Origin of the sequence: Pseudomonas fluorescens NCIMB 11764 (assembly GCF_000293885.2) — a bacterium.
Lineage (GTDB): Bacteria > Pseudomonadota > Gammaproteobacteria > Pseudomonadales > Pseudomonadaceae > Aquipseudomonas > Aquipseudomonas fluorescens_B.
Map to the genome: position 1 here is coordinate 2,506,380 of NZ_CP010945.1, position 24,016 is coordinate 2,530,395.

Annotated in this window: 21 protein-coding genes; 20 read left to right on the forward strand and 1 reads right to left on the reverse strand. The window is 59.1% G+C overall.

From position 1 onward, the window contains the following. Window positions 1–48: 48 nt before the first annotated feature. From bamA to ispD, 15 genes are all read left to right on the forward strand, one after another. Window positions 49–2,424, forward strand: a complete 2,376-nt coding sequence (gene bamA, locus B723_RS11360; RefSeq protein ID WP_017336706.1) for an outer membrane protein assembly factor BamA — start codon at window positions 49–51, stop codon at window positions 2,422–2,424. Between the two features lie 45 nt (window positions 2,425–2,469). Further along, window positions 2,470–2,973, forward strand: a complete 504-nt coding sequence (locus tag B723_RS11365; RefSeq protein ID WP_007907155.1) for an OmpH family outer membrane protein — start codon at window positions 2,470–2,472, stop codon at window positions 2,971–2,973. A gap of 3 nt (window positions 2,974–2,976) precedes the next feature. Further along, window positions 2,977–4,032: a UDP-3-O-(3-hydroxymyristoyl)glucosamine N-acyltransferase gene (gene lpxD, locus B723_RS11370; RefSeq protein ID WP_017336707.1), complete on the forward strand. Its 1,056-nt coding sequence runs from the start codon at window positions 2,977–2,979 to the stop codon at window positions 4,030–4,032. Window positions 4,033–4,140: 108 nt separating this feature from the next. Beyond that, window positions 4,141–4,581, forward strand: coding sequence for a 3-hydroxyacyl-ACP dehydratase FabZ (fabZ, locus tag B723_RS11375; protein ID WP_017336708.1), 441 nt, complete (start codon window positions 4,141–4,143; stop codon window positions 4,579–4,581). Next, complete coding sequence (gene lpxA, locus B723_RS11380; RefSeq protein WP_017336709.1) at window positions 4,578–5,354, forward strand: acyl-ACP--UDP-N-acetylglucosamine O-acyltransferase; 777 nt, start codon at window positions 4,578–4,580, stop codon at window positions 5,352–5,354. The genes fabZ and lpxA overlap by 4 nt, the downstream gene beginning before the upstream one ends. 2 nt (window positions 5,355–5,356) lie before the next feature. Then, on the forward strand, window positions 5,357–6,487 hold the full coding sequence (lpxB, locus tag B723_RS11385) for a lipid-A-disaccharide synthase (RefSeq protein ID WP_017336710.1): 1,131 nt from the start codon (window positions 5,357–5,359) through the stop codon (window positions 6,485–6,487). A gap of 11 nt (window positions 6,488–6,498) precedes the next feature. Further along, window positions 6,499–7,125 carry a ribonuclease HII gene (gene rnhB, locus B723_RS11390; RefSeq protein ID WP_017336711.1) on the forward strand — a complete coding sequence of 209 codons (627 nt, stop codon included), beginning with the start codon at window positions 6,499–6,501 and terminating at the stop codon, window positions 7,123–7,125. Window positions 7,126–7,201: 76 nt separating this feature from the next. After that, on the forward strand, window positions 7,202–10,723 hold the full coding sequence (gene dnaE / locus B723_RS11395; RefSeq protein WP_017336712.1) for a DNA polymerase III subunit alpha: 3,522 nt from the start codon (window positions 7,202–7,204) through the stop codon (window positions 10,721–10,723). A gap of 140 nt (window positions 10,724–10,863) precedes the next feature. Then, entirely contained in the window at window positions 10,864–11,811 is a 948-nt protein-coding gene (locus B723_RS11400; protein WP_017336713.1) for an acetyl-CoA carboxylase carboxyltransferase subunit alpha, read from the forward strand. A 134-nt stretch (window positions 11,812–11,945) separates the two neighbouring features. Then, window positions 11,946–13,274 (forward strand): tRNA lysidine(34) synthetase TilS, encoded by a 1,329-nt coding sequence (gene tilS, locus B723_RS11405; RefSeq protein ID WP_017336714.1) that lies wholly within the window; start codon window positions 11,946–11,948, stop codon window positions 13,272–13,274. 274 nt (window positions 13,275–13,548) lie between these two features. Continuing rightward, complete coding sequence (locus tag B723_RS11410) at window positions 13,549–15,180, forward strand: CTP synthase (RefSeq protein ID WP_017336716.1); 1,632 nt, start codon at window positions 13,549–13,551, stop codon at window positions 15,178–15,180. A gap of 5 nt (window positions 15,181–15,185) precedes the next feature. Next, entirely contained in the window at window positions 15,186–16,031 is an 846-nt protein-coding gene (kdsA, locus tag B723_RS11415; protein ID WP_017336717.1) for a 3-deoxy-8-phosphooctulonate synthase, read from the forward strand. Window positions 16,032–16,187: 156 nt separating this feature from the next. Continuing rightward, on the forward strand, window positions 16,188–17,477 hold the full coding sequence (gene eno, locus B723_RS11420) for a phosphopyruvate hydratase (RefSeq protein ID WP_008039408.1): 1,290 nt from the start codon (window positions 16,188–16,190) through the stop codon (window positions 17,475–17,477). A gap of 171 nt (window positions 17,478–17,648) precedes the next feature. Beyond that, window positions 17,649–17,927 carry a cell division protein FtsB gene (gene ftsB, locus B723_RS11425; RefSeq protein ID WP_008028992.1) on the forward strand — a complete coding sequence of 93 codons (279 nt, stop codon included), beginning with the start codon at window positions 17,649–17,651 and terminating at the stop codon, window positions 17,925–17,927. Continuing rightward, a complete protein-coding gene (gene ispD, locus B723_RS11430; RefSeq protein ID WP_017336718.1) occupies window positions 17,924–18,631 on the forward strand; it encodes a 2-C-methyl-D-erythritol 4-phosphate cytidylyltransferase in 708 nt (235 codons plus the stop codon). The genes ftsB and ispD overlap by 4 nt, the downstream gene beginning before the upstream one ends. Before the next feature lie 79 nt (window positions 18,632–18,710). On the opposite strand, the gene B723_RS11435 is transcribed toward ispD, so the two are convergent. Next, on the reverse strand, window positions 18,711–19,607 hold the full coding sequence (locus tag B723_RS11435) for a LysR substrate-binding domain-containing protein (RefSeq protein ID WP_017336719.1): 897 nt from the start codon (window positions 19,605–19,607) through the stop codon (window positions 18,711–18,713). 107 nt (window positions 19,608–19,714) lie between these two features. Between B723_RS11435 and B723_RS11440 the strand changes: the two genes are divergently transcribed. The 5 genes from B723_RS11440 to surE are packed head-to-tail and all read left to right on the forward strand — an operon-like array spanning window position 19,715 to window position 23,990. Continuing rightward, entirely contained in the window at window positions 19,715–20,827 is a 1,113-nt protein-coding gene (locus B723_RS11440; RefSeq protein WP_017336720.1) for an S-(hydroxymethyl)glutathione dehydrogenase/class III alcohol dehydrogenase, read from the forward strand. An 8-nt stretch (window positions 20,828–20,835) separates the two neighbouring features. After that, window positions 20,836–21,681, forward strand: coding sequence for an S-formylglutathione hydrolase (gene fghA, locus B723_RS11445; RefSeq protein WP_017336721.1), 846 nt, complete (start codon window positions 20,836–20,838; stop codon window positions 21,679–21,681). Between the two features lie 43 nt (window positions 21,682–21,724). Beyond that, entirely contained in the window at window positions 21,725–22,198 is a 474-nt protein-coding gene (gene ispF / locus B723_RS11450) for a 2-C-methyl-D-erythritol 2,4-cyclodiphosphate synthase (protein ID WP_017336722.1), read from the forward strand. Further along, on the forward strand, window positions 22,195–23,253 hold the full coding sequence (gene truD / locus B723_RS11455) for a tRNA pseudouridine(13) synthase TruD (protein WP_017336723.1): 1,059 nt from the start codon (window positions 22,195–22,197) through the stop codon (window positions 23,251–23,253). The genes ispF and truD overlap by 4 nt, the downstream gene beginning before the upstream one ends. Beyond that, entirely contained in the window at window positions 23,241–23,990 is a 750-nt protein-coding gene (surE, locus tag B723_RS11460) for a 5'/3'-nucleotidase SurE (RefSeq protein ID WP_017336724.1), read from the forward strand. The genes truD and surE overlap by 13 nt, the downstream gene beginning before the upstream one ends. The last annotated feature ends 26 nt before the right edge of the window (window positions 23,991–24,016 follow it).

A 24,016-nucleotide genomic window follows, 5' to 3' on the forward strand; every position in this document is an offset into this window, starting at 1 on the left:
CATTTTGCGGCAGTTTGTTTATTGCCAGTTGGAATAAGAAAGGACTTCATGAAACGTCTGCTGCTAACTGCGGTTCTCACCGTATTGATGATCGCCGAAGTTCACGCCGAGTCCTTCACTATCTCTGATATTCGCGTCAATGGCCTCCAGCGGGTCTCCGCGGGTAGCGTCTTTGGTGCCTTGCCGTTGAACGTCGGTGAACAGGCGGATGATCGTCGCCTGGTGGAATCCACTCGTGCGCTGTTCAAAACCGGGTTCTTTCAAGATATCCAGCTGGGCCGCGATGGCAACGTCCTGGTCATCACGGTAGTCGAGCGCCCGTCAGTCGCCAGTATCGAGATCGAAGGTAACAAGGCGATCTCCACTGAAGACCTGATGAAAGGCCTCAAACAGTCCGGTCTGGCCGAAGGCGAGATCTTCCAGCGTGCCACCCTTGAAGGTGTACGTAACGAACTGCAGCGCCAATATGTCGCGCAGGGTCGCTACTCGGCTACCGTCGACACCGAAGTGGTGCCGCAGCCGCGCAACCGCGTCGGCCTGAAGGTCAATATCAACGAAGGCACCGTCGCTGCTATCCAGCACATCAACGTGGTGGGTAACACGGTCTTTCCTGACGAAGACCTGATCGACCTGTTCGAACTCAAGACCACCAACTGGTTGTCGTTCTTCAAGAACGACGACAAGTACGCTCGTGAAAAGCTTTCCGGTGACCTGGAACGTCTGCGTTCCTACTACCTGGACCGTGGCTACATCAACATGGATATCGCTTCGACCCAGGTGTCCATTACGCCGGACAAGAAGCACGTCTACATCACCGTCAACGTCAACGAAGGCGAGAAGTACACCGTTCGTGACGTCAAACTGAGCGGCGACCTGAAAGTCCCTGAGGACCAGGTCAAGTCGTTGCTGCTGGTTCAGAAAGGCCAGGTGTTCTCGCGCAAGCTGATGACCACCACCTCCGAACTGATCACCCGCCGTCTGGGTAACGAGGGCTACACCTTCGCCAACGTCAACGGCGTGCCTCAGCCGCACGATGAAGACCACACCGTCGATATCACGTTCGCCGTCGATCCGGGCAAGCGTGCCTACGTCAACCGCATCAATTTCCGAGGCAACACCAAGTCCGAGGACGAAGTGCTGCGCCGTGAAATGCGTCAGATGGAAGGTGGCTGGGCTTCGACTTACCTGATCGACCAGTCCAAGACCCGTCTTGAGCGTCTTGGCTTCTTCAAAGAAGTGAACGTCGAAACCCCTGCCGTACCGGGTGTCGATGACCAGGTTGACGTGAACTACAGCGTTGAAGAACAAGCTTCCGGTTCGATTACCGCCAGCGTCGGCTTCGCACAGAGTGCCGGTCTGATCCTCGGTGGTTCGATCACCCAGAACAACTTCCTGGGTACGGGTAACAAGGTCAGCGTCGGCTTGACCCGCAGCGAATACCAGAGCCGCTATAACTTCGGTTATGTCGACCCGTACTGGACTGCTGATGGCGTGAGCCTGGGTTACAACGCGTTCTATCGCACCACTGACTACAAAGACCTCGACGTCGACGTAGCCAGCTATGCCGTGGACAGCCTGGGTGCGGGCGTGAGCGTCGGCTACCCGATCAGCGAAACGTCGCGCCTGACCTTCGGCCTGACTGCGCAACAGGACAAGATCAAGACTGGCCTGTACACCGTTGACGAGATCTTCGACTTCGTTAACAAGGAAGGCGACAACTACCTGAACTTCAAGGCTTCGGCCGGTTGGTCGGAATCGACCCTGAACAAGGGCGTACTGGCGACACGTGGTCATTCCCAAAGCCTGGTGCTGGAAACCACGACGCCGGGCAGCGACCTGTCGTTCTTCAAACTCGATTACCGTGGCCAGTTGTTCCAGCCACTGACCGAAAACTACACCATGCGCCTGCATACCGAGCTGGGTTATGGCGATGGCTACGGTTCGACCGATGGCTTGCCGTTCTATGAAAACTACTATGCTGGTGGTTTCAACTCGGTTCGTGGTTTCAAGGACAGCACCTTGGGTCCTCGCAGTACGCCGAGTCGCGGCACCAACCCGGGTACGGCACTTGATCCGGACCAGGATCCGCTGCCGTTCGGTGGTAACGTCTTGATCCAGGGCGGGGTAGAGGTCCTGTTCCCTCTGCCGTTCGTCAAAGATCAGCGCTCCCTGCGCACCTCGGTATTCTGGGATGTGGGTAACGTTTTCGACTCAACGTGCAAAGACACCACCAATGCGAACGGTTCGTCGTCCAACACCAAGTGCAACGACATCAGCCTGAGCAACATGGCTAGCTCTGTCGGTGTGGGTGTGACATGGGTTACCGCGCTGGGTCCTCTGAGTTTCGCGTTGGCCATGCCGATCAAGAAACCGGATGAGGCTGAAACTCAAGTGTTCCAATTCTCCCTCGGCCAGACGTTCTAAGCGTCTGACCCAAGATAACGACAATGGATTTTGTAGGAGTGCATCGTGCGTAAGTTGACTCAATTGGTTCTCCTGGCGACCGTACTGGTAGCAGGTCCGGCTTTTGCCGACATGAAAATCGCCGTTCTGAACTATCAGATGGCTCTGCTGGAATCTGACGCGGCCAAGAAATACGCCGTGGATGCCGAGAAAAAGTTCGGTCCGCAGCTGACCAAACTCAAGTCGCTGGAAAGCAGCGCCAAGGGCATTCAGGACCGTCTGATGGCGGGCGGCGACAAGATGCAGCAAGGCGAGCGTGAGCGCCTGGAACTTGAATTCAAGCAAAAGGCCCGTGACTTCCAGTTCCAGTCCAAGGAGCTGAACGAAGCCAAAGCCGTTGCTGACCGTGAAATGCTGAAGCAGCTCAAGCCGAAACTGGACAGTGCTGTGGAAGAAGTCATCAAGAAAGGTGCTTTTGACCTGGTCTTCGAGCGTGGCGCAGTGATTGATGTCAAGCCTCAGTACGACATCACTCGCCAGGTTATCGAGCGCATGAATCAGCTGAAGTAATCCATGACAGCGACCATAAAACTCGGCCAGTTGGCCGAGTTCCTCGGCGCCACCCTGCGTGGCGACCCGGAGAAGGAAATAACTGGGCTGGCCACTTTGCAAGAGGCTGGCCCAGCTCAGTTGAGCTTTCTGGCAAATCCTCAATACCGTAAATACCTGGCCGATAGCCGGGCTGCAGCCTTGTTGCTGAAAGCCGCTGACGCAGAAGGTTTTTCCGGTGAGGCGCTGATCGTGCCCGACCCGTATCTTGCTTATGCACGCATTTCCCACCTCTTCGATCCCAAGCCCAAGGCGGCTGCCGGTATTCATCCGACAGCGGTAGTGGCAGAGGACGCGGTGGTCGATCCGGCGGCGAGTATCGGTGCATTTGTGGTCATCGAAAGCGGGGCGCGAATTGATGCCGGGACAACCATCGGCGCGCACTGCTTCATCGGCGCCCGTAGCGTCATTGGTGAAGGTGGCTGGCTTGCACCGCGCGTCACGCTGTATCACGACGTGCGTATTGGCAAGCGGGTGGTGATTCAATCCGGTGCGGTACTGGGTGGCGAAGGTTTCGGTTTCGCCAACGAGAAAGGCATCTGGCAGAAAATCGCCCAGATCGGTGGTGTTCTGGTCGGTGACGATGTGGAGATTGGCGTGAATACCGCCATCGACCGCGGTGCGCTGGCCGATACCGTCATTGGTAATGGCGTCAAGCTCGACAATCAGATTCAGATCGCTCACAACGTCCAGATCGGTGATCACACCGCCATGGCCGCGTGCGTGGGGATCTCCGGCAGCACCAAGATCGGCAAGCATTGCATGCTCGCCGGTGGCGTCGGGCTGGTGGGGCATATCGAAATTTGCGACAAGGTTTTCATCACTGGGATGACCATGGTGACCCACTCGATTACCGAGCCGGGCTCCTACTCTTCCGGTACGGCCATGCAACCGGCTGCCGAATGGCGCAAAAGCGCGGCACGTATCCGTCAGCTCGATGACATCGCGCGGCGGCTGCGACAGCTGGAAAAGCGGACAGGGGAAGTGACCCCTGACGGTAATGCTTCATCAGATGGCTGATACCATTTCCATATCAAGTGTGCACAGCCGCTAGACTGCCTCCTTGATTTGCTAGAGGAACGCGCGTCAGTCGCGCGTTTCCAATCTTTACATAGGCTTCCCCCCGAAATGATGGACATCAACGAGATTCGCGAATACCTGCCTCACCGTTACCCGTTCCTGCTGGTGGACCGGGTCGTGGAACTGGACGTGGAAGGCAAGCGCATTCGCGCCTACAAGAATGTCAGCATCAACGAACCGTTCTTCAATGGTCACTTCCCCGCGCATCCAATCATGCCGGGCGTACTGATCATCGAAGCGATGGCTCAGGCTGCCGGTATCCTTGGTTTCAAAATGCTCGACGTGAAGCCTGCCGACGGCACGCTCTACTACTTCGTCGGCTCCGACAAGCTGCGTTTTCGCCAGCCCGTCACTCCAGGCGATCAATTGATCCTCGAAGCCCGTTTCATCAGCTGCAAGCGTCAGATCTGGAAGTTCGAGTGCCAGGCTTCGGTCGATGGCAAGCCAGTCTGCTCCGCTGAAATCATCTGCGCGGAACGCAAACTATGAGTTTGATTGACCCTCGCGCAATCATCGATCCGACGGCCGTTCTGGCTGAAGGTGTCGAGGTCGGCCCATGGTCGATCGTCGGCGCAGGTGTGGAAATCGGCGAGGGGACAGTGATCGGGCCGCATGTGATTCTCAAGGGCCCGACCCGAATCGGTAAGCACAACCGCATCTACCAGTTTTCTTCGGTAGGTGAGGACACGCCCGATCTGAAATACAAAGGCGAAGAAACCCGTCTGGTCATCGGTGACCACAACATCATCCGTGAAGGCGTGACGATTCACCGTGGCACGGTTCAGGACCGTTCGGAAACGACCCTGGGCGATCACAACCTGATCATGGCCTATGCCCACATCGGCCACGACAGTGTCATCGGTAACCACTGCATCCTCGTCAACAACACTGCGTTGGCTGGCCATGTGCACGTTGAAGACTGGGCGATCCTGTCCGGCTTTACCCTGGTTCACCAGTATTGCCACATCGGCGCCCACAGCTTTTCCGGCATGGGTACCGCCATTGGCAAGGACGTTCCCGCCTACGTCACGGTGTTCGGCAACCCGGCCGAAGCCCGTAGCATGAACTTCGAAGGCATGCGTCGCCGTGGTTTCAGCGAAGACGCGATCCACGCCCTGCGTCGTGCCTACAAGGTGGTTTACCGCCAGGGCCTGACCGTCGAGCAGGCGCTCGCCGAACTGGCCGAACCTTCGGCGCAGTTTCCGGAAGTCGCGGTGTTTCGTGATTCCATCCAGTCTTCGACCCGCGGCATCACGCGTTAATCATGGCTAATCTGCGTATTGCGCTGGTGGCGGGTGAGGCTTCCGGTGACATTCTGGGCGCCGGTCTCATGCGTGCGCTCAAGGCACAGCATCCGGCGGTCGAGTTCATCGGTGTCGGTGGTCCGCTGATGCAGGCCGAAGGCCTGACCTCGTATTTCCCGATGGAACGTCTCTCGGTCATGGGCCTGGTGGAAGTGCTGGGTCGGCTGCGCGAGTTGCTCAAGCGCCGCAAGCAGCTGATCGCCGACCTGATCGCCGAGAAACCGGATGTGTTCATCGGTATCGATGCCCCGGACTTCAACCTGAATATCGAACTCAAGCTGCGTCAGGCCGGAATCAAGACCGTGCACTACGTCAGCCCGTCGGTCTGGGCGTGGCGGCAGAAGCGGGTGCTGAAGATTCGCGAAGGTTGCGACCTGATGCTGACGCTGTTTCCGTTCGAAGCAAAATTCTATGAAGAGAAAGGCGTGCCGGTGCGGTTTGTCGGGCATTCCCTGGCCGATGCGATCCCGCTTGAAGCGGATCGCGCTGCTGCACGGGCTGAGCTCGGTCTGCCGGACGGGCCGTTGGTCGCGCTGATGCCCGGCAGTCGCGGCGGTGAAGTGGGGCGTCTGGGGGCGTTGTTCCTCGATACCGCCCAACGTCTGCGCGCCCTGCGTCCTGGCGTGCGGTTCGTCATGCCTTGCGCCAGTCCTCAGCGACGTGCGCAGCTTGAAGAGTTGCTCGTCGGCCGCGATCTGCCGCTGACCCTGCTCGATGGCAAGTCCCATCTGGCGCTGGCCGCCTGCGACGCGGTGTTGATCGCCTCCGGTACGGCTACCCTCGAGGCCTTGTTGTATAAGCGGCCGATGGTCGTTGCCTATCGTCTGGCGCCACTGACGTTCTGGATTCTCAAACGCATGGTCAAGAGTCCCTACGTCTCGTTGCCGAACCTGTTGGCCCAGCGCCTGTTGGTGCCCGAGTTGCTGCAGGACGATGCGACCGTTGAAGCGCTGGCCCAGACGCTGTCGCCATTGATCGAAGGTGGCGAAGAGCAGACTCGCGGCTTTGATGAAATTCACCGGACCCTTCGTCTGGATGCCTCCAACCAGGCTGCAGATGCAGTGCTGAAGCTGATCGGCCAAGTACAATGAGTAAAACAAGCATGCAAATGGGGCTGGATTTCACCTTGGTCGCTGAAGTCGAAGATCTGGTTGCCGGTGTCGACGAAGTCGGTCGCGGCCCGCTCTGCGGTGCCGTGGTAACCGCGGCTGTGATCCTCGATCCGAACCGTCCGATCCTCGGTCTCAACGATTCGAAGAAGCTCACCGAAGCCCGCCGCGAAAAGCTCTACGACGAAATTTGCGAAAAAGCCTTGAGCTGGTGCATCGCGCGCGCGGAAGTCGAAGAAATCGACGAGTTGAACATCCTTCATGCCACCATGCTGGCCATGCAACGCGCGATCGAAGGCCTGCACATTCAACCGAAACTGGCGATGATCGACGGTAACCGCTGCCCGAAACTGTCCATGCGCGCCGAAGCGGTAGTGCAGGGAGACGGCAAGGTTCCGGCCATCGCTGCGGCATCGATTCTTGCCAAGGTCAGCCGCGACCGCGAGATGGCTGCCTTCGAATTGATTTACCCGGGTTACGGTATCGGTGGTCACAAAGGTTATCCGACGCCCGTTCATCTGGAAGCGCTGGCACGCTTGGGCCCGACCCCGATTCACCGCCGCTCGTTTGCTCCAGTGCGGTTGGCATATGAAGCTCGGGAAAGCCTGATCGAGAGTTAGTTGCAAGGCTGATGTTTTTCCCAAGGCCCGGTACAATCCGGGCCTTGTTGTTTTCATGACATAACGCAGGATCACTATGCCGGCTTCATTCGTTCATCTACGCCTGCACACTGAATATTCCCTGGTCGACGGTCTGGTGCGGATCAAACCGCTGGTCAAGACTCTGGTCGGCATGAACATGCCTGCCGTGGCGGTCACCGACCAGAACAACATGTGTTCCCTGGTCAAATTCTATAAAGCCGCCATGGGCGCAGGTATCAAGCCGATCTGCGGCGCCGACCTATGGCTGTCGAACAAGGATCCGGACAACGCCCTGAGCCGGATCAGCCTGCTGGCCATGAACGCTGTCGGCTATCGCAACCTCACTGAACTGATCTCCCGCGGCTTCATCGACGGCCAGCGCAATGGCTCGGTCATCATCGAGCGCGAGTGGGTGGCCGAGGCCAGCGAAGGCTTGATCATGCTGTCGGCGGCAAAAGAAGGCGAGATCGGCCTGGCCATGCTCAGCGGCAATCCGGCTGAAGCGGAAAATCTGGCGCGCGAGTGGATGGAGGTGTTCCCGGATCGCTTTTACCTGGAAATCCAGCGCACCAATCGTCCCAACGATGAAGAGCAGTTGCACGGCGCCGTGGCCCTGGCGGAGAAGATCGGCGCGCCACTGGTCGCGACCAACGACGTGCGCTTCATCAAGCAGGAAGACTTTGCCGCTCACGAGACCCGCGTCTGCATCGGTGAGGGCCGCGCCCTCGACGATCCGCGGCGTTCGAAGAATTACAGTGATCAGCAATACCTCAAAAGCGCCGAGGAAATGGCCGAGCTGTTCAGCGACATTCCCGAGGCGCTGGAAAACACCGTCGAGATCGCCAAGCGCTGCAACATTGAAGTGAAACTGGGCACGCACTTCCTGCCCAACTTCCCGATTCCCGATGGCATGACCATCGACGAGTATTTCCGCAAGGTGTCCTTCGATGGCCTGGAAGAGCGCCTCAGCGTTCTGCTGCCCAAGGACACCACCGAAGACTACGAAGCCAAGCGTCAGGTCTACGTCGACCGGCTGAATTTCGAGCTGGATATCATCATCCAGATGGGGTTCCCCGGTTACTTCCTCATCGTTATGGACTTTATCCAGTGGGCCAAGAGCAACGGCGTGCCGGTAGGTCCGGGCCGTGGTTCGGGTGCCGGTTCGCTGGTGGCCTATGTGCAGAAGATCACCGACCTCGACCCGCTGGAATATGACCTGCTGTTCGAACGTTTCCTTAACCCGGAACGGGTATCGATGCCCGACTTCGACGTCGACTTCTGCATGGACGGTCGTGACCGGGTCATCGACTACGTGGCCGAAAAGTACGGGCGCAACGCGGTAAGTCAGATCATCACCTTCGGTTCCATGGCCGCCAAGGCTGTGGTCCGCGACGTGGCGCGGGTGCAGGGCAAGTCCTACGGCCTGGCGGATCGTCTGTCGAAGATGATTCCGTTCGAAGTCGGCATGACCCTGGAAAAAGCCTACGAGCAGGAAGAAATCCTCCGCGACTTCATCAAGGTTGATGAAGAGGCCGCGGAAATCTGGGAAATGGCGCGCAAGCTCGAAGGGGTCGTGCGTAACGTCGGCAAACACGCCGGTGGTGTGGTGATCGCACCGACCAAGCTGACCGACTTCTCGCCGATCTATTGCGACGAGGCCGGTGACGGCCTGGTGACCCAGTTCGACAAGGACGACGTTGAAGCTGCCGGCCTGGTGAAGTTCGACTTCCTCGGCCTGCGGACCCTGACGGTCATCGACTGGGCGCTGAAAACGATCAATCGCGACCGCGCCAAGGTCGATGAGCCGCCGCTGGACATTGCGTTCATCCCGCTCGATGACAAACCGACCTACCAGCTGCTGCAAAAAGCTGAAACCACCGCGGTGTTCCAGCTCGAGTCGCGCGGCATGAAAGAGCTGATCAAAAAGCTCAAGCCCGACTGCCTGGAAGACTTGATCGCACTGGTGGCCCTGTTCCGTCCGGGCCCTTTGCAATCGGGCATGGTTGACGACTTTATCAACCGTAAGCACGGTCGCGCCGAACTCGCGTACCCGCACTCGGACTACCAGTACGAAGGTCTGAAACCGGTATTGGCACCGACTTACGGCATCATCCTGTATCAGGAACAGGTGATGCAGATTGCCCAGGTCATGGCCGGTTACACCCTCGGTGGTGCGGACATGCTGCGTCGGGCCATGGGTAAGAAAAAGCCCGAGGAAATGGCCAAGCAGCGCGGTGGTTTCATTGAGGGTTGCGCCACCAACAACATCGATGCTGACCTCGCCGGTAACATTTTCGACCTGGTGGAGAAATTCGCCGGTTATGGCTTCAACAAATCCCACTCCGCTGCTTACGGCCTGGTTTCGTACCAGACCGCGTGGCTGAAAACGCACTACCCGGCGCCGTTCATGGCCGCGGTACTGTCGGCGGATATGCACAACACCGACAAGGTCGTGACCTTGATCGAAGAAATTCGCACCATGAAGCTGCGTCTCGACGCGCCGGATGTGAATACTTCGGAGTTCAAGTTCACGGTGAATGACGAAGGCCGCATTATCTATGGCCTCGGCGCGATCAAGGGTGTGGGCGAAGGGCCGGTGGAAGCGATCACCGAGGCGCGTCAGGACGGGCCGTTCAAGGACCTGTTCGATTTTTGCGCCCGTGTCGACCTCAAGCGCATCAACAAGCGCACGCTGGATGGTTTGATCCGAAGCGGTGCGCTGGATCGTCTGGGGCCCTGTTTCCATGACGAGCCGAAAGCCTATCAAGCGAGCATCGACCAGAACCGCGCGGTCTTGCTGAATGCGATGGAAGGGGCGATCAAGGCCGCCGAACAAACCGCCCGCACCCACGACAGTGGTCACGCCGACCTGTTCGGCGGGCTGTTCGTAGAAGAGGACGCGGACGTCTATGCCAATCACCGCAAGGCGAAAGAGCTGACCCTGAAGGAACGCCTTAAAGGGGAGAAAGACACCCTGGGGTTGTACCTGACCGGTCACCCGATCGATGAATACGAAGGCGAAATCCGCCGTTTCGCCCGCCAGCGGATCATCGACCTGAAGCCGGCTCGTGATACACAGACCGTCGCAGGCATGATCATCGCCCTGCGGGTGATGAAGAACAAAAAGGGTGACAAGATGGGGTTCATCACCCTTGACGATCGTTCTGGCCGGATCGAAGCCTCGCTGTTCGCCGACGCGTTCCATTCCGCGCAGTCGCTGTTGCAGACTGACGCGATGGTGGTGGTCGAAGGCGAGGTCAGCAACGACGACTTCTCCGGCGGTTTGCGCCTGCGGGTCAAGCGGGTGATGAGCATGGAGGACGCGCGCACCAACCTGGCCGAAAGCCTGCGATTGAAGCTGCAGACCAAGGATTTGAAAGGCGATCAGCTACGCTGGCTGGGTGAGTTGTTCAAGCGTCACCGCGGCGCATGCCCGATCACCATGGAATACACGAGCCCCGATGCGAAGGCCTTGCTGCAGTTCGGCGAGACCTGGCGAATCGACCCGGCGGATGCGTTGATTCAAGCCCTGCGTGACCAGTTCGGGCGAGACAACGTCTTCCTCCAATACCGTTGACGGTCAGGTGCCTTCCATACGCCCTGATCTCGACCTGAATTTTTAATCTCGACCTGAACGCGCCTGTCCCTTAAGGTAGGGCGCGAATAGACAACCGGCCGGCCCAAGCTCTCTTGGACGTCGACCCTAGACGGACGCCTATGAACCCGAATTTTCTAGATTTCGAACAGCCGATCGCCGACCTGCAAGCCAAGATCGAAGAGTTGCGCTTGGTCGGTAACGACAATTCGCTGAATATCGGCGATGAGATCTCCCGCCTGCAGGACAAAAGCAACACGCTGACCGAGGATATCTTCGGCAAGCTGACCAGCTGGCAGATCGCGCGTCTGGCGCGTCATCCGAAACGTCCATACACCCTGGACTACATCGAACATATCTTCACCGAGTTCGACGAACTGCACGGCGACCGTCACTTTTCCGACGACGCTGCCATCGTTGGCGGCGTGGCCCGTCTGGATGACCAGCCGGTGATGATCATCGGTCACCAGAAAGGCCGCGAAGTGCGCGAGAAGGTTCGTCGCAACTTCGGCATGCCGCGTCCGGAAGGCTACCGCAAGGCGTGCCGCCTGATGGAAATGGCCGAACGCTTCAAGATGCCGATCCTGACCTTCATCGATACGCCGGGCGCCTACCCGGGCATCGACGCTGAAGAGCGCAACCAGAGCGAAGCGATCGCCTGGAACCTGCGCGTCATGGCTCGCCTGAAAACCCCAATCATCGCCACCGTGATCGGTGAAGGTGGTTCCGGTGGTGCACTGGCCATCGGTGTGTGCGATCAGCTGAACATGTTGCAGTATTCGACCTATGCGGTGATCTCGCCGGAAGGTTGTGCTTCGATTCTGTGGAAAACCGCAGAAAAAGCACCGGATGCCGCTGAAGCCATGGGCATCACTGCCGAGCGCCTGAAAGGCTTGGGCATCGTGGATAAAGTGATCGGCGAGCCTTTGGGCGGCGCTCATCGTGATCCGGCTGCGGCCGCTGCATCGATCCGTGCCGAGCTGAGCTCGCAGCTGGCGATGTTGAAGAAGTTTGATAACGAAGCGCTGCTGGCCCGTCGTTACGAGCGTCTGATGAGCTACGGTCTCTGACCTGACTGCGCTGTACCCCATGTGGGAGCGAGCCTGCTCGCGATGAGGGTTTAACATTCAACAAATTTGTTGGCTGTTGTACCGCTATCGCGAGCAGGCTCGCTCCCACATTTGATTTGTGCAAAGGGAAAGATATGGATCGGCCCTCGATTGATTTGCCTTCCCGGCTTTTGCTGAATCTGAAACGGTGGCGCAACGCCCCGGCCTGGCGCATCGCTTTCAGCGGCGGCCTTGATTCCACCGTCCTGCTGCACCTTCTCGCTTATCTCGCAAAAACCGAAATCCTCCCCGATCTCAACGCCATACACATTCATCACGGCCTCCAGGCTGTGGCTGATGCGTGGCCGGAACACTGCCAGTCGGTCTGTGATGAGCTGGGTGTACCTTTGCAGGTCGTTCACGTTCAGGTTCGGCCCGGCGCCAGCCTCGAGCGTGCAGCCCGTGATGCGCGATATGGCGCGTTCATCGAGGCCACGCAAACCAACGAAGTGCTACTGACCGCCCAACACCGCGATGACCAGGCCGAAACCCTGTTGTTCCGATTGCTGCGTGGGGCCGGGGTAAGAGGCTTGTCGGGGGTGCCGAGCCAACGCCCGTTGGGTCGGGGGCATCTGCTGCGGCCGCTGCTCGATGTTTCGCGCGCAGAGCTTGAGGCTTACGCGACCGAGCATCAATTGAGGTGGATCGAAGACCCTTCGAACCAGGATCATCAATTCTCGCGCAATTACCTGCGGCATCAGGTGTTGCCGGTCATGACCAAGCGTTGGCCTCAAGCCGTGACGAGCATGGCCCGCAGCGCTGCGCATCTGAGTGAAGCCCGGGGATTGCTTGATGAGTTGGCGCAAATCGATCTGGCGCATGCCCGCACCGTCGGTGAATTCGATTGGCTGGGTGTGCCGTCCCTTGAGCTGTCGCCGATTGCAAAGCTGTCCGCCGCTCGCCAGCGAAATGCAGTGAGTCACTGGCTCGCCGCGCTGACGCGTCTGCCAGACAGTGACCACTGGTCGGGTTGGGAGGATTTGCGTGATGCCACCGGCGATGCTCGTCCGATTTGGCGTTTGGCGGACGGTGAGCTGCATCGGGCGGGCGGACGCCTCTGGTGGTTATCCGGTCATTGGCTGAGACCTGTACTTGGCATCGGGAGCTGGACTGATCCCTCGCAAGCGTTGGTTTTGCCTGGCAACGGCGAACTCAGGTTCACCGGGCAACCCCCGGAAGGCCCGCTACATATCCGCTATCGCGAGGGCGGCGAGGCCATGAGCCTGCCCGATCGCGGCCATCGGGACCTGAAGCGCTTGCTCAATGAACGCGGGGTTCCAGGGTTCGTCCGTGGCAGATTGCCGCTGCTGTACCGGGGCGAGCAATTGCTGGCGGTAGCCAACCTGCGGGGCTTGAATGGCAGTGAGCAGGACGGCTGGAATTTACATTGGCAGCCACCGAGCGAAGATCAAGGTTTGAGCTGAAAGGGGCTTTCCGGTAGACTACGCTCCCTTCTTGATACAACTTCTGTGGATTCGCCTGAATTGCAGGAGTTGCCGATTACCAAGCAGTCTTTGCTGGGCGATTCCAAAAAATGTGTAGCGAGCAACGTACCGGTGTTTCAACTCCCGGTCTGTCCCAACGCGGCGGTTTTTTTGAAAGGTGCACTGTGATTAATGCAGGTGATCGGGGGCTTCGGCCTTCCTTCGCTTTCCCCGGCGGCTCGGACCGCTTTAACGCAGACTTCTAGGGTTTTTCATGACGCGCTACATATTCGTCACGGGCGGTGTTGTTTCTTCATTGGGGAAAGGCATTGCATCGGCTTCATTGGCGGCCATCCTGGAGGCGCGGGGACTTAAGGTCACCATGCTGAAGCTGGATCCGTACATCAACGTCGACCCGGGCACCATGAGCCCGTTCCAGCACGGTGAAGTGTTCGTCACCCACGACGGCGCCGAGACCGACCTGGACCTGGGCCACTACGAGCGGTTCATCCGCACGACCATGACCCAGAACAACAACTTCACCACCGGCCGTGTCTACGAACACGTCCTGCGCAAAGAGCGCCGTGGTGATTACCTGGGCGCCACCATCCAGGTCATTCCCCACATCACCGACGAAATCAAGCGCCGGATCATCAAGGGCGCCGGCGATGCCGACGTGGCGATGGTCGAGATCGGTGGCACCGTGGGTGACATCGAATCCCAGCCGTTCCTCGAAGCCATCCGTCAACTGCGTTTCGAAGTCGGTGCCAAGCGCGCGATGCTGATGCACCTGACACTGGTGCCGTACATCGCCACCGCCGGCGAAACCAAAACCAAGCCAACCCAGCACTCGGTCAAGGAACTGCGTTCCATCGGCCTGCAACCTGATGTGCTGGTGTGCCGCTCCGATCACCCGATCGACATCTCCTCGCGTCGCAAGATCGCGCAGTTCACCAACGTTGAAGAACGTGCGGTGATTGCGCTGGAAGACGCCGACACCATCTACAAGATCCCGGGCATCCTGCATTCGCAAGGCCTGGATGATTTCGTCGTCGAGCGTTTCGGCCTGCAATGCGGCGGCGCGGATCTGTCCGAGTGGGAAGCCGTGGTCGACGCCAAGCTCAACCCTGAGCACGAAGTCACCATCGCCATGGTCGGCAAGTACATGGAGTTGCTGGACGCCTACAAGTCGCTGATCGAAGCGATGAGTCACGCCGGCATCAGCAACCGCACCAAGGTCAACCTGCGCTACATCGATTCCGAAGACATTGAAAACCAGGGCACCGCGCTGCTGGAAGGCGTCGACGCGATCCTGGTTCCTGGCGGTTTCGGACTGCGCGGCGTGGAAGGCAAGATCACCGCCGTCCAGTACGCTCGTGAAAACAAGATTCCGTACCTCGGCATCTGCCTGGGCATGCAAGTGGCCGTGATCGAGTTCGCTCGTAACGTCATGGGCTGGAAAGACGCCAACTCCACCGAGTTCGATCGTGCAAGCGGTCACCCGGTCGTGGGTCTGATCACCGAGTGGGAAGATGCCACCGGTGCTGTCGAAACCCGTACCGAAACATCCGATCTGGGCGGCACCATGCGCCTTGGCGCGCAGGATTGCCTGCTGGAGTCGGGTTCCCTGGTTCACGACTGCTATGGCAAGGACGTGATCGTCGAGCGTCACCGTCATCGCTACGAAGTGAACAACAACCTGCTGCCGCAAATCATGGAAGCCGGCCTGAAAATCTCCGGTCGTTCCGGTGATGGCGCGCTGGTTGAAGTGGTTGAAGCGCCGGATCATCCATGGTTCGTCGCTTGCCAGTTCCACCCTGAGTTCACCTCGACACCACGTGACGGTCACCCGTTGTTCAGCGGTTTCGTCAAAGCAGCTTTGGCTCAACACCAGAAGAAGGCGTGAACCTTATGGCGCAGAAGATCATCCGCGTAGGCGAAATCGAGATTGCCAACGACAAGCCAATGGTGCTGTTCGGTGGCATGAACGTGCTGGAAAGCCGCGACATGGCGATGCAGGTCTGCGAAGAGTACGTGAAGGTTACCGAGAAACTCGGTATCCCTTACGTGTTCAAGGCCAGCTTCGACAAGGCCAACCGTTCCTCAGTGACCTCTTACCGTGGCCCCGGCCTGGAAGAGGGCATGCGGATTTTCCAGGACATCAAGCAAGCCTTCGGCGTGCCGATCATCACCGACGTCCACGAGCCTGAGCAGGCCGCGGTCGTCGCTGAAGTCTGCGACATCATCCAGCTGCCGGCCTTCCTGTCGCGCCAGACCGACCTCGTGGTCGCGATGGCCAGGACCGGTGCGGTGATCAACATCAAGAAGGCCCAGTTCCTCGCGCCTCAGGAGATGAAACACATCCTGAACAAGTGCGTGGAAGCGGGTAACGATCAGTTGATCCTCTGTGAGCGCGGTTCGAGCTTCGGCTACAACAACCTGGTCGTCGACATGCTCGGCTTCGGCATCATGAAGCAGTTCGAATACCCGGTGTTCTTCGACGTGACCCACGCGCTGCAAATGCCCGGCGGTCGCTCCGATTCCGCCGGCGGTCGCCGCGCCCAGGTCCTCGATCTGGCGAAGGCTGGCATGAGCCAGTCATTGGCCGGTCTGTTCCTCGAAGCGCACCCGGACCCGGACAACGCCAAATGCGACGGCCCTTGCGCCTTGCGTCTGGACAAACTGGAGCCATTCCTGGCCCAGCTCAAAGCTTTGGACGAACTGGTGAAGAGTTTTCCGACGGTAGAAACCGCGTAATCCTCATTTCTCCGGTAAAGTACCGCACGATTTGTTGCTCAGGCCCTTGGGCCTGAGCCTTGTCGTCCGCAAGTCTGCCCGTTGCACATCACTTGCCGGCGATAAAAGATTTCCTTCAGCTGCGTCGTTTTCGTCAACTTTGGAGTGTTTACAACAATGGCAAAAATCGTCGACATCAAAGGTCGTGAAGTTCTCGACTCCCGTGGCAACCCCACCGTGGAAGCGGACGTGCTTCTCGATAACGGCATCATCGGCAGCGCTTGCGCGCCGTCCGGTGCTTCCACTGGCTCGCGTGAAGCGCTCGAGCTGCGTGATGGCGACAAGAGCCGTTACCTGGGCAAGGGCGTTCTGAAAGCCGTCGCCAACATCAACGGTCCGATCCGCGACCTGTTGAAAGGTACTGACCCAAGCGACCAGAAAGCACTCGATCACGCGATGATCAAGCTCGACGGCACTGAAAACAAGGGTTCCCTGGGCGCCAACGCGATCCTCGCCGTTTCCCTGGCCGCGGCCAAGGCAGCAGCACAGGACCAGGACCTGCCGCTGTACGCACACATCGCCAACCTGAACGGCACACCGGGTGTGTACTCGATGCCGGTTCCGATGATGAACATCATCAACGGTGGCGAGCACGCCGATAACAACGTCGACATCCAGGAATTCATGGTTCAGCCGGTTGGCGCCAAGTCTTTCTCGGAAGGTCTGCGCATGGGCACCGAGATTTTCCATCACCTCAAAGCCGTACTGAAGGCCCGTGGCCTGAGCACTGCCGTAGGTGACGAAGGTGGTTTCGCGCCGAACCTGGCGTCCAACGAAGATGCTTTGAAAGTGATCTCCGAAGCGGTGGCCAACGCCGGTTACAAACTGGGCACCGACGTGACCCTGGCACTGGACTGCGCGGCCAGCGAATTCTACGAAGACGGCAAGTACAACCTGTCCGGCGAAGGCCAGGTGTTCACCGCTGAAGGGTTCGCCGACTACCTCAAAGGTCTGACCGAGCGTTACCCGATCATCTCCATCGAAGATGGCCTGGACGAGTCCGACTGGGCTGGCTGGAAAATCCTCACCGACAAGATCGGCGAGAAAACCCAGCTGGTAGGCGACGACCTGTTCGTGACCAACACCAAGATCCTGAAAGAAGGCATCGATAAAAAGATCGCCAACTCGATCCTGATCAAGTTCAACCAGATCGGCACCCTGACCGAAACCCTGGAAGCCATCCAGATGGCCAAGGCTGCCGGTTACACCGCGGTGATCTCCCACCGCTCCGGCGAAACCGAAGATTCGACCATTGCCGACCTGGCTGTGGGCACTTCGGCTGGCCAGATCAAGACCGGCTCACTGTGCCGTTCCGATCGCGTCTCCAAGTACAACCAACTGCTGCGTATCGAAGAGCAGTTGAACGGCAAAGCCAAGTACAACGGCCGCAGCGAGTTCCGCGGTTAAGCTGTAGAGGGTAAAAAGTCAGCGGATTGTGTCGGAAAAGTCGCGACAGCGACGGATTTGCCACTAATCTGATGCCTTAAGAGCACAAGCCTGGAGATTCCAGGCTTCGTGCTATCAGACACTTCAAAGTTTTGGCATGGCTGTCTTTTTTCACTGGATACCTGATATTCGATGCGCAGTCCCAATTGGTTGTTCCTCGTCTTGCTCTTGTTGCTGGCTGGCCTGCAATACCGCCTGTGGGTGGGTAATGGCAGTCTTGCGCAAGTGGCCGAGCTGACTCAGCAGATCGCGGATCAACACGCTGAGAACGAAGGGCTGCTTGAGCGCAATCGGGTGATGGACGCCGAAGTCAGTGAATTGAAAAAAGGCATGGAGACCGTTGAAGAGCGGGCTCGCCATGAGCTGGGCATGGTCAAGGACGGTGAAACCCTTTACCAGTTGGCTCAATGAATTCCCCGTTACCGGCCTTCTGGGCCGTGATTCCTGCCGCGGGCGTCGGTGCCCGTATGGCCGCGGACCGTCCCAAGCAATACTTGCAACTGGGCGGGCGCACTATTCTCGAACACAGCCTTGGTTGTTTCCTTGATCATCCTTCCCTGAAGGGGTTGGTGGTCAGTCTTGCTGTGGATGATCCTTATTGGCCGAATCTGGCGTGCGCTGGCGATTCGCGTATACAGCGGGTTGACGGCGGCGCCGAGCGTTCCGGGTCGGTGCTCAACGCCTTGCTGCATTTGCATGCGCAGGGTGCTGACGATGAGGATTGGGTGTTGGTGCACGATGCTGCACGGCCCAATCTGAGTCGTGATGATCTGGACAAGTTGCTGGTTGAACTGGCTGACGACCCGGTCGGCGGACTGCTGGCGGTTCCGGCTCGCGATACCCTGAAGCGGGTCGACAAACTCGGGCGTGTCGTTGAAACCGTGGATCGCAGTGTGATCTGGCAGGCTTACACGCCGCAGATGTTTCGCCTGGGTGCGCTGCATCGGGCATTGGCTGACAGCCTGGTGGCTGACGCGGTTATCACCGACGAGGCTTCGGCCATGGAATGGGCCGGGCTGGCGCCACGCTTGATAGAAGGGCGTGCCGATAATCTCAAGGTCACCCGGCCTGAAGACCTCGACTGGCTGCGGCAGCGCTGGGCTAATCGTCGCTAAAAGATCGCAGCCTGCGGCAGTTCCAACAGCAGACCGCATTTCCAATGCAGGAGCTGCGGCAGGCTGCGCTCTTTTGATCTTAAATTCGATACTCCGGCCGCTCGGCCAACCCTTCCTTCAAATAATCCACCAACTTGCGAACCTTCGGCGACAGGTGTCGTTGCTGTGGATAAAGCGCCCACACCGCAGTGTTCGGCGGTTGGTGGGCATCCAGCAGCGAAATCAGTTCGCCGCTTTTCAGGTATTCCAGCACGTAGTAATCCGGCAACTGACACAACCCGACACCCTGTAACGCCGCATCCAGCACCGCTTGCCCACTGTTGCAGCGCCAGTTTCCCTGTACGCGCTGGGAAAATTCCCGCCCGTTCTGTTCCAGTTGCCAGAGATCCGAGCTGCCAATGAGGCAGTTGTGGCGGCTCAGTTCCGACAAGCTGTGTGGGCGTCCGTACCGTTTCAGGTAGGAAGGCGACGCGCACAGATACATGCGCCGCGGCGCCAATCGCGCTGCCACCAGCCGCGAGTCCTGAAGGCGGCCGAGGCGGATCGCCAGGTCCAGGCCTTCATGCACCAGGTCCAGTTGCCGGTTGCTCAGTTCGATATCGATTCGAAGTTGCGGATAAATCCCCATGAATCGCGTTACCAGCGGCACGATGAACCGTTCGCCGTATGCCACGGCGCAGGTCATGCGCAGCATGCCTTTGGGTTCGCTGGTCAGGTCGCCGACCGCTCTTAGCGCTTCTTCACGACCGTCCTGCAAACGCTGGCAATGCTGCAAAAAGGTCTGGCCCGCTTCGGTCAGCGTGACGCGACGGGTGCTGCGGTACAGCAGTCGCGTCTGAAGGCGCTCTTCGAGGCGTACTATCTGTCGACTGATGTGGGAAGAAGAAACCCCAAGCCGTTCTGCGGCAGCCGTGAACTGGCTGCACTCGGCCACGGCGACGAATTCGTCGATACCTTCCCAACGGTTCTCGGACATCGAGGATTATCCCTGTATGGCAATAATGTTTTGCTTTTGCCCTGATTATTCATCGTAAAGCGCTGTATTACACTCCCTGTCTCGTTTTTATTCACTGGAGAATCCACATGATCAAGTCGCGCGCTGCCGTTGCCTTCGAGGCCAAGAAACCCCTCGAGATCGTTGAAGTCGATGTCGCCATGCCCAAGGCCGGTGAAGTTTTGCTGCGTGTGGTTGCCTCCGGTGTCTGCCATACCGATGCGTACACACTGTCGGGCGCTGATCCGGAAGGTATCTTCCCGTCGATCCTCGGTCACGAAGGTGGCGCGGTGGTTGAAGCCGTCGGCGAGGGCGTGACCTCCGTGGCGGTCGGCGATCACGTCATTCCGCTGTACACCCCGGAATGCCGCCAGTGCAAATTCTGCCTGTCGGGCAAGACCAACCTGTGTCAGGCGATTCGTGCGACCCAGGGCAAAGGTCTGATGCCAGATGGCACTACGCGTTTTTCCTACAAGGGTCAGCCGATTTTCCACTACATGGGCACCTCGACGTTCTCCGAGTACACCGTGTTGCCGGAAATCTCCGTCGCCAAAATTCCTAAAGAAGCACCGCTGGAAAAAGTCTGTCTGCTGGGTTGCGGCGTCACCACCGGCATCGGTGCGGTGCTCAATACTGCCAAGGTAAAACCGGGTGATACCGTGGCCATTTTCGGCCTCGGCGGCATCGGTCTGTCGGCGGTGATCGGCGCAGTAAAAGCCAAGGCGGCGCGGATCATTGCCATCGACATCAACCCGGCCAAATTCGAGATCGCCAAGCAGCTCGGTGCAACCGACTGCGTGAACCCGAAAGACTTCGACCGCCCGATCCAGGAAGTCATCGTCGACATGACCGATGGCGGCGTCGACTTTTCCTTCGAATGCATCGGCAACGTCCAATTGATGCGCGCCGCACTTGAGTGCTGCCACAAAGGTTGGGGCGAGTCGGTGATCATCGGCGTGGCCGGTGCAGGCCAGGAAATTTCGACCCGTCCGTTCCAGTTGGTCACCGGTCGCGTCTGGCGCGGTTCGGCGTTCGGCGGTGTGCGCGGTCGCACCGAATTGCCAAGCTATGTCGAAATGGCTGAATCCGGCGAAATCCCGCTGGATACGTTCATCACCCACACCATGGGCCTGGAAGATATCAACAAGGCTTTCGACCTGATGCATGAAGGAAAAAGCATCCGTTCCGTCATCCATTTCTGAGGTCCGCCATGAGCCTGGAAAATATCTCCTGTCAGAAAAGCTTCGGCGGCTGGCATAAGCGTTATCGGCACCGCTCCGATGTGCTGGGCTGCGACATGGTGTTCGCTGTGTACCTGCCGCCACAAGCGGAGCAGGGCGGCAAACTGCCGGTGCTGTACTGGTTGTCCGGCCTGACCTGCACCGACGAGAACTTCATGCAAAAGGCCGGCGCCCTGCGCATGGCCGCGGAGCTCGGGCTGATCATCGTTGCGCCGGACACCAGCCCACGCGGTCCTGATGTGCCGGGTGACCCGGATGGCGCCTGGGACTTCGGTCTCGGCGCCGGGTTTTATCTGAACGCCACGCAGGAGCCGTGGTCGCGCCACTATCGGATGCATGACTATGTCGTGCAGGAATTGCCGGCATTGGTCGAGGCTCATTTCCCTGCTTCGGACAAGCGCGGCATCAGCGGTCATTCCATGGGCGGCCACGGCGCTCTTGTCTGCGCATTGCGCAATCCGGGTCGGTATCAGTCGGTGTCGGCGTTTTCGCCAATCAACAATCCGATGGACTGCCCTTGGGGCCAGAAGGCCTTTTCCCGTTACCTGGGGGAAGAGCGTTCGAAATGGCGCGAATGGGATGCCTGCGCGTTGATCGCCGAGGCCGAGGAGAAGCTGCCGCTATTGGTCGACCAAGGGGATCGTGATGATTTCCTGGCTACCCAGCTCAAGCCAGAAGCCTTGCTACAAGCAACCAGGCTGGCCGGTCATCCGCTGACGTTGCGCCTGCAACCCGGCTACGACCACAGCTATTTCTTCATTGCCAGCTTCATCGACGACCACTTGCAACATCACGGACGCGCCCTAGGCGTCTAATGCAGGTAGAATCACGCCCTGACAAAAATCGGGGCGTTTTTCTATGCGTATTGGCCACGGCTATGATGTGCACCGTTTCGCTGATGGCGATTTCATTACTCTGGGCGGCGTGCGCATTGCACACGGCTTCGGGCTGCTCGCTCACTCCGACGGTGACGTCCTGCTGCACGCCTTGAGCGATGCCTTGCTCGGCGCCGCTGCGCTGGGTGATATCGGCAAGCACTTCCCGGACACCGACCCAAAATTCAAGGGCGCCGACAGCCGTGTGCTGTTGCGTCACGTCGTCGCACTGGTCCACGCCAAAGGCTGGAAAGTCGGCAACGTCGATAACACCATCGTCGCCCAGGCGCCGAAAATGGCCCCGCATATCGAATCGATGCGCGCGCTGATTGCCGCGGATCTTCAAGTTGAGTTGGATCAAGTGAACGTGAAAGCTACCACCACCGAAAAGCTCGGCTTTGTCGGTCGCGAAGAAGGTATCGCCGTGCATTCCGTTGCCTTGTTGCTGCGCGCATGAACGACCTGCAATTGCTCGGCCCGCGTGCCTACGGTGAAGCCCTCGGCACCGCAGTGTTGAAAGCCACGGCGGAAGACTTCCAGGTCGATGAAGTGCTCGACATCCCGCTCAGTGGCGATGGCGAACATTTGTGGATCTGGGTGGAAAAGCGCGGCCTGAACACCGAAGAAGCGGCACGGCGAATTGCCAAGGCAGCGGGTGTGCCATTGCGCACCGTCAGTTACGCCGGTCTCAAGGATCGTCAGGCGCTGACGCGCCAGTGGTTCAGCGTGCAGCTGCCGGGCAAGGCTGATCCTGATTTGTCGTCGGCGGAAAACGAGACGCTGAAAATCCTCAAGACCGGTCGACATAAACGCAAGCTGCAGCGCGGTGCTCATTCGGCCAACGGTTTCACCTTGCGCCTGACCCAATTCGCGGGCGACAAAGCGGCCATCGAAGCGCGCCTGCAACTGATCGCCAAACAAGGTATCCCCAATTATTTCGGCGCCCAGCGGTTCGGGTTCGATGGCGGCAACGTGGTCGATGCCCGTGGCTGGGCCGCGCGCAAGGCCTTGCCGGAACAGCGCAACGTCCGTTCGCGCTTGCTCTCCACTGCCCGTAGTTTTCTGTTCAACCAAGTGCTGGCGGCGCGTGTCGCCGATGGTACGTGGCAGCGGGCTCAAGTCGGAGATCTGCTGGCGTTCACCGACAGCCGAAGCTTCTTCCCGGCCGGTGAAGCCGAGTGCAGCGACCCGCGACTGGCGATTCTCGACCTGCACCCGACCGGCCCGCAGTGGGGCGAAGGTGACTCGCCGGCGATGGGCGCAGTCCATGAACTGGAGCAGGCAATCGCCGCGCGCGAAGCGGATCTGCGCGATTGGTTGATTAACGCCGGTATGAGCCACGAACGTCGCATCCTGCGACTGCCCATTGGTGGGTTGACGTGGCATTATCCCGAGCCTGACATTCTGCAACTGGAATTCGTCCTGCCGGCCGGATGCTTCGCTACCGTATTGGTGCGTGAGCTCGTTGATCTGGTGCCGGTGGGGCAGACGGACAGCCCATGCGTATTCTGATTTCTAACGACGATGGGGTAGCCGCACCCGGTCTCGCCGCGCTTTATGCTGCGCTGGCGGATTACACCGAATGCGTGGTTATCGCCCCGGACCAGGACAAAAGCGGCGCCAGCAGTTCGCTGACGCTCGACCGTCCCTTGCACCCGCAAACCTTGGCCAACGGCTTTATCAGCCTCAACGGCACACCGACCGATTGCGTGCACCTGGGCCTCAACGGCTTGCTGGAGCGCGAACCGGACATGGTGGTTTCCGGTATAAACCTGGGCGCCAACCTGGGGGACGATGTGTTGTATTCCGGCACCGTGGCCGCGGCCCTTGAAGGGCGTTTCCTGGCGCGTCCTTCGTTCGCCTTTTCGTTGGTCTCGCGGCAAGTCGAGAACCTTCCCACAGCCGCTTACTACGCGCGCAAACTGGTGGAAGCCTACGCCGACCTTGACCTGCCACCGCGTACGGTACTGAACGTGAACATTCCCAATTTGCCGCTGGACCACATTCGCGGAATCCAGCTGACTCGCCTCGGTCATCGCGCCCGCGCGGCGGCACCGATGAAAGTGGTCGACCCGCGTGGCAAGTCCGGTTACTGGATCGCTGCGGCGGGCGATGCCGAAGACGGCGGTCCGGGCACCGATTTCCATGCGGTGATGCAAGGCTATGTGTCCATCACGCCACTGCAACTGGATCGCACCTTCAATGATGCCTTCCGAAGCCTCGATGGCTGGCTGGAGGGATTGCGCTAATGGCTCGTGAACAAGACCCGATGCAT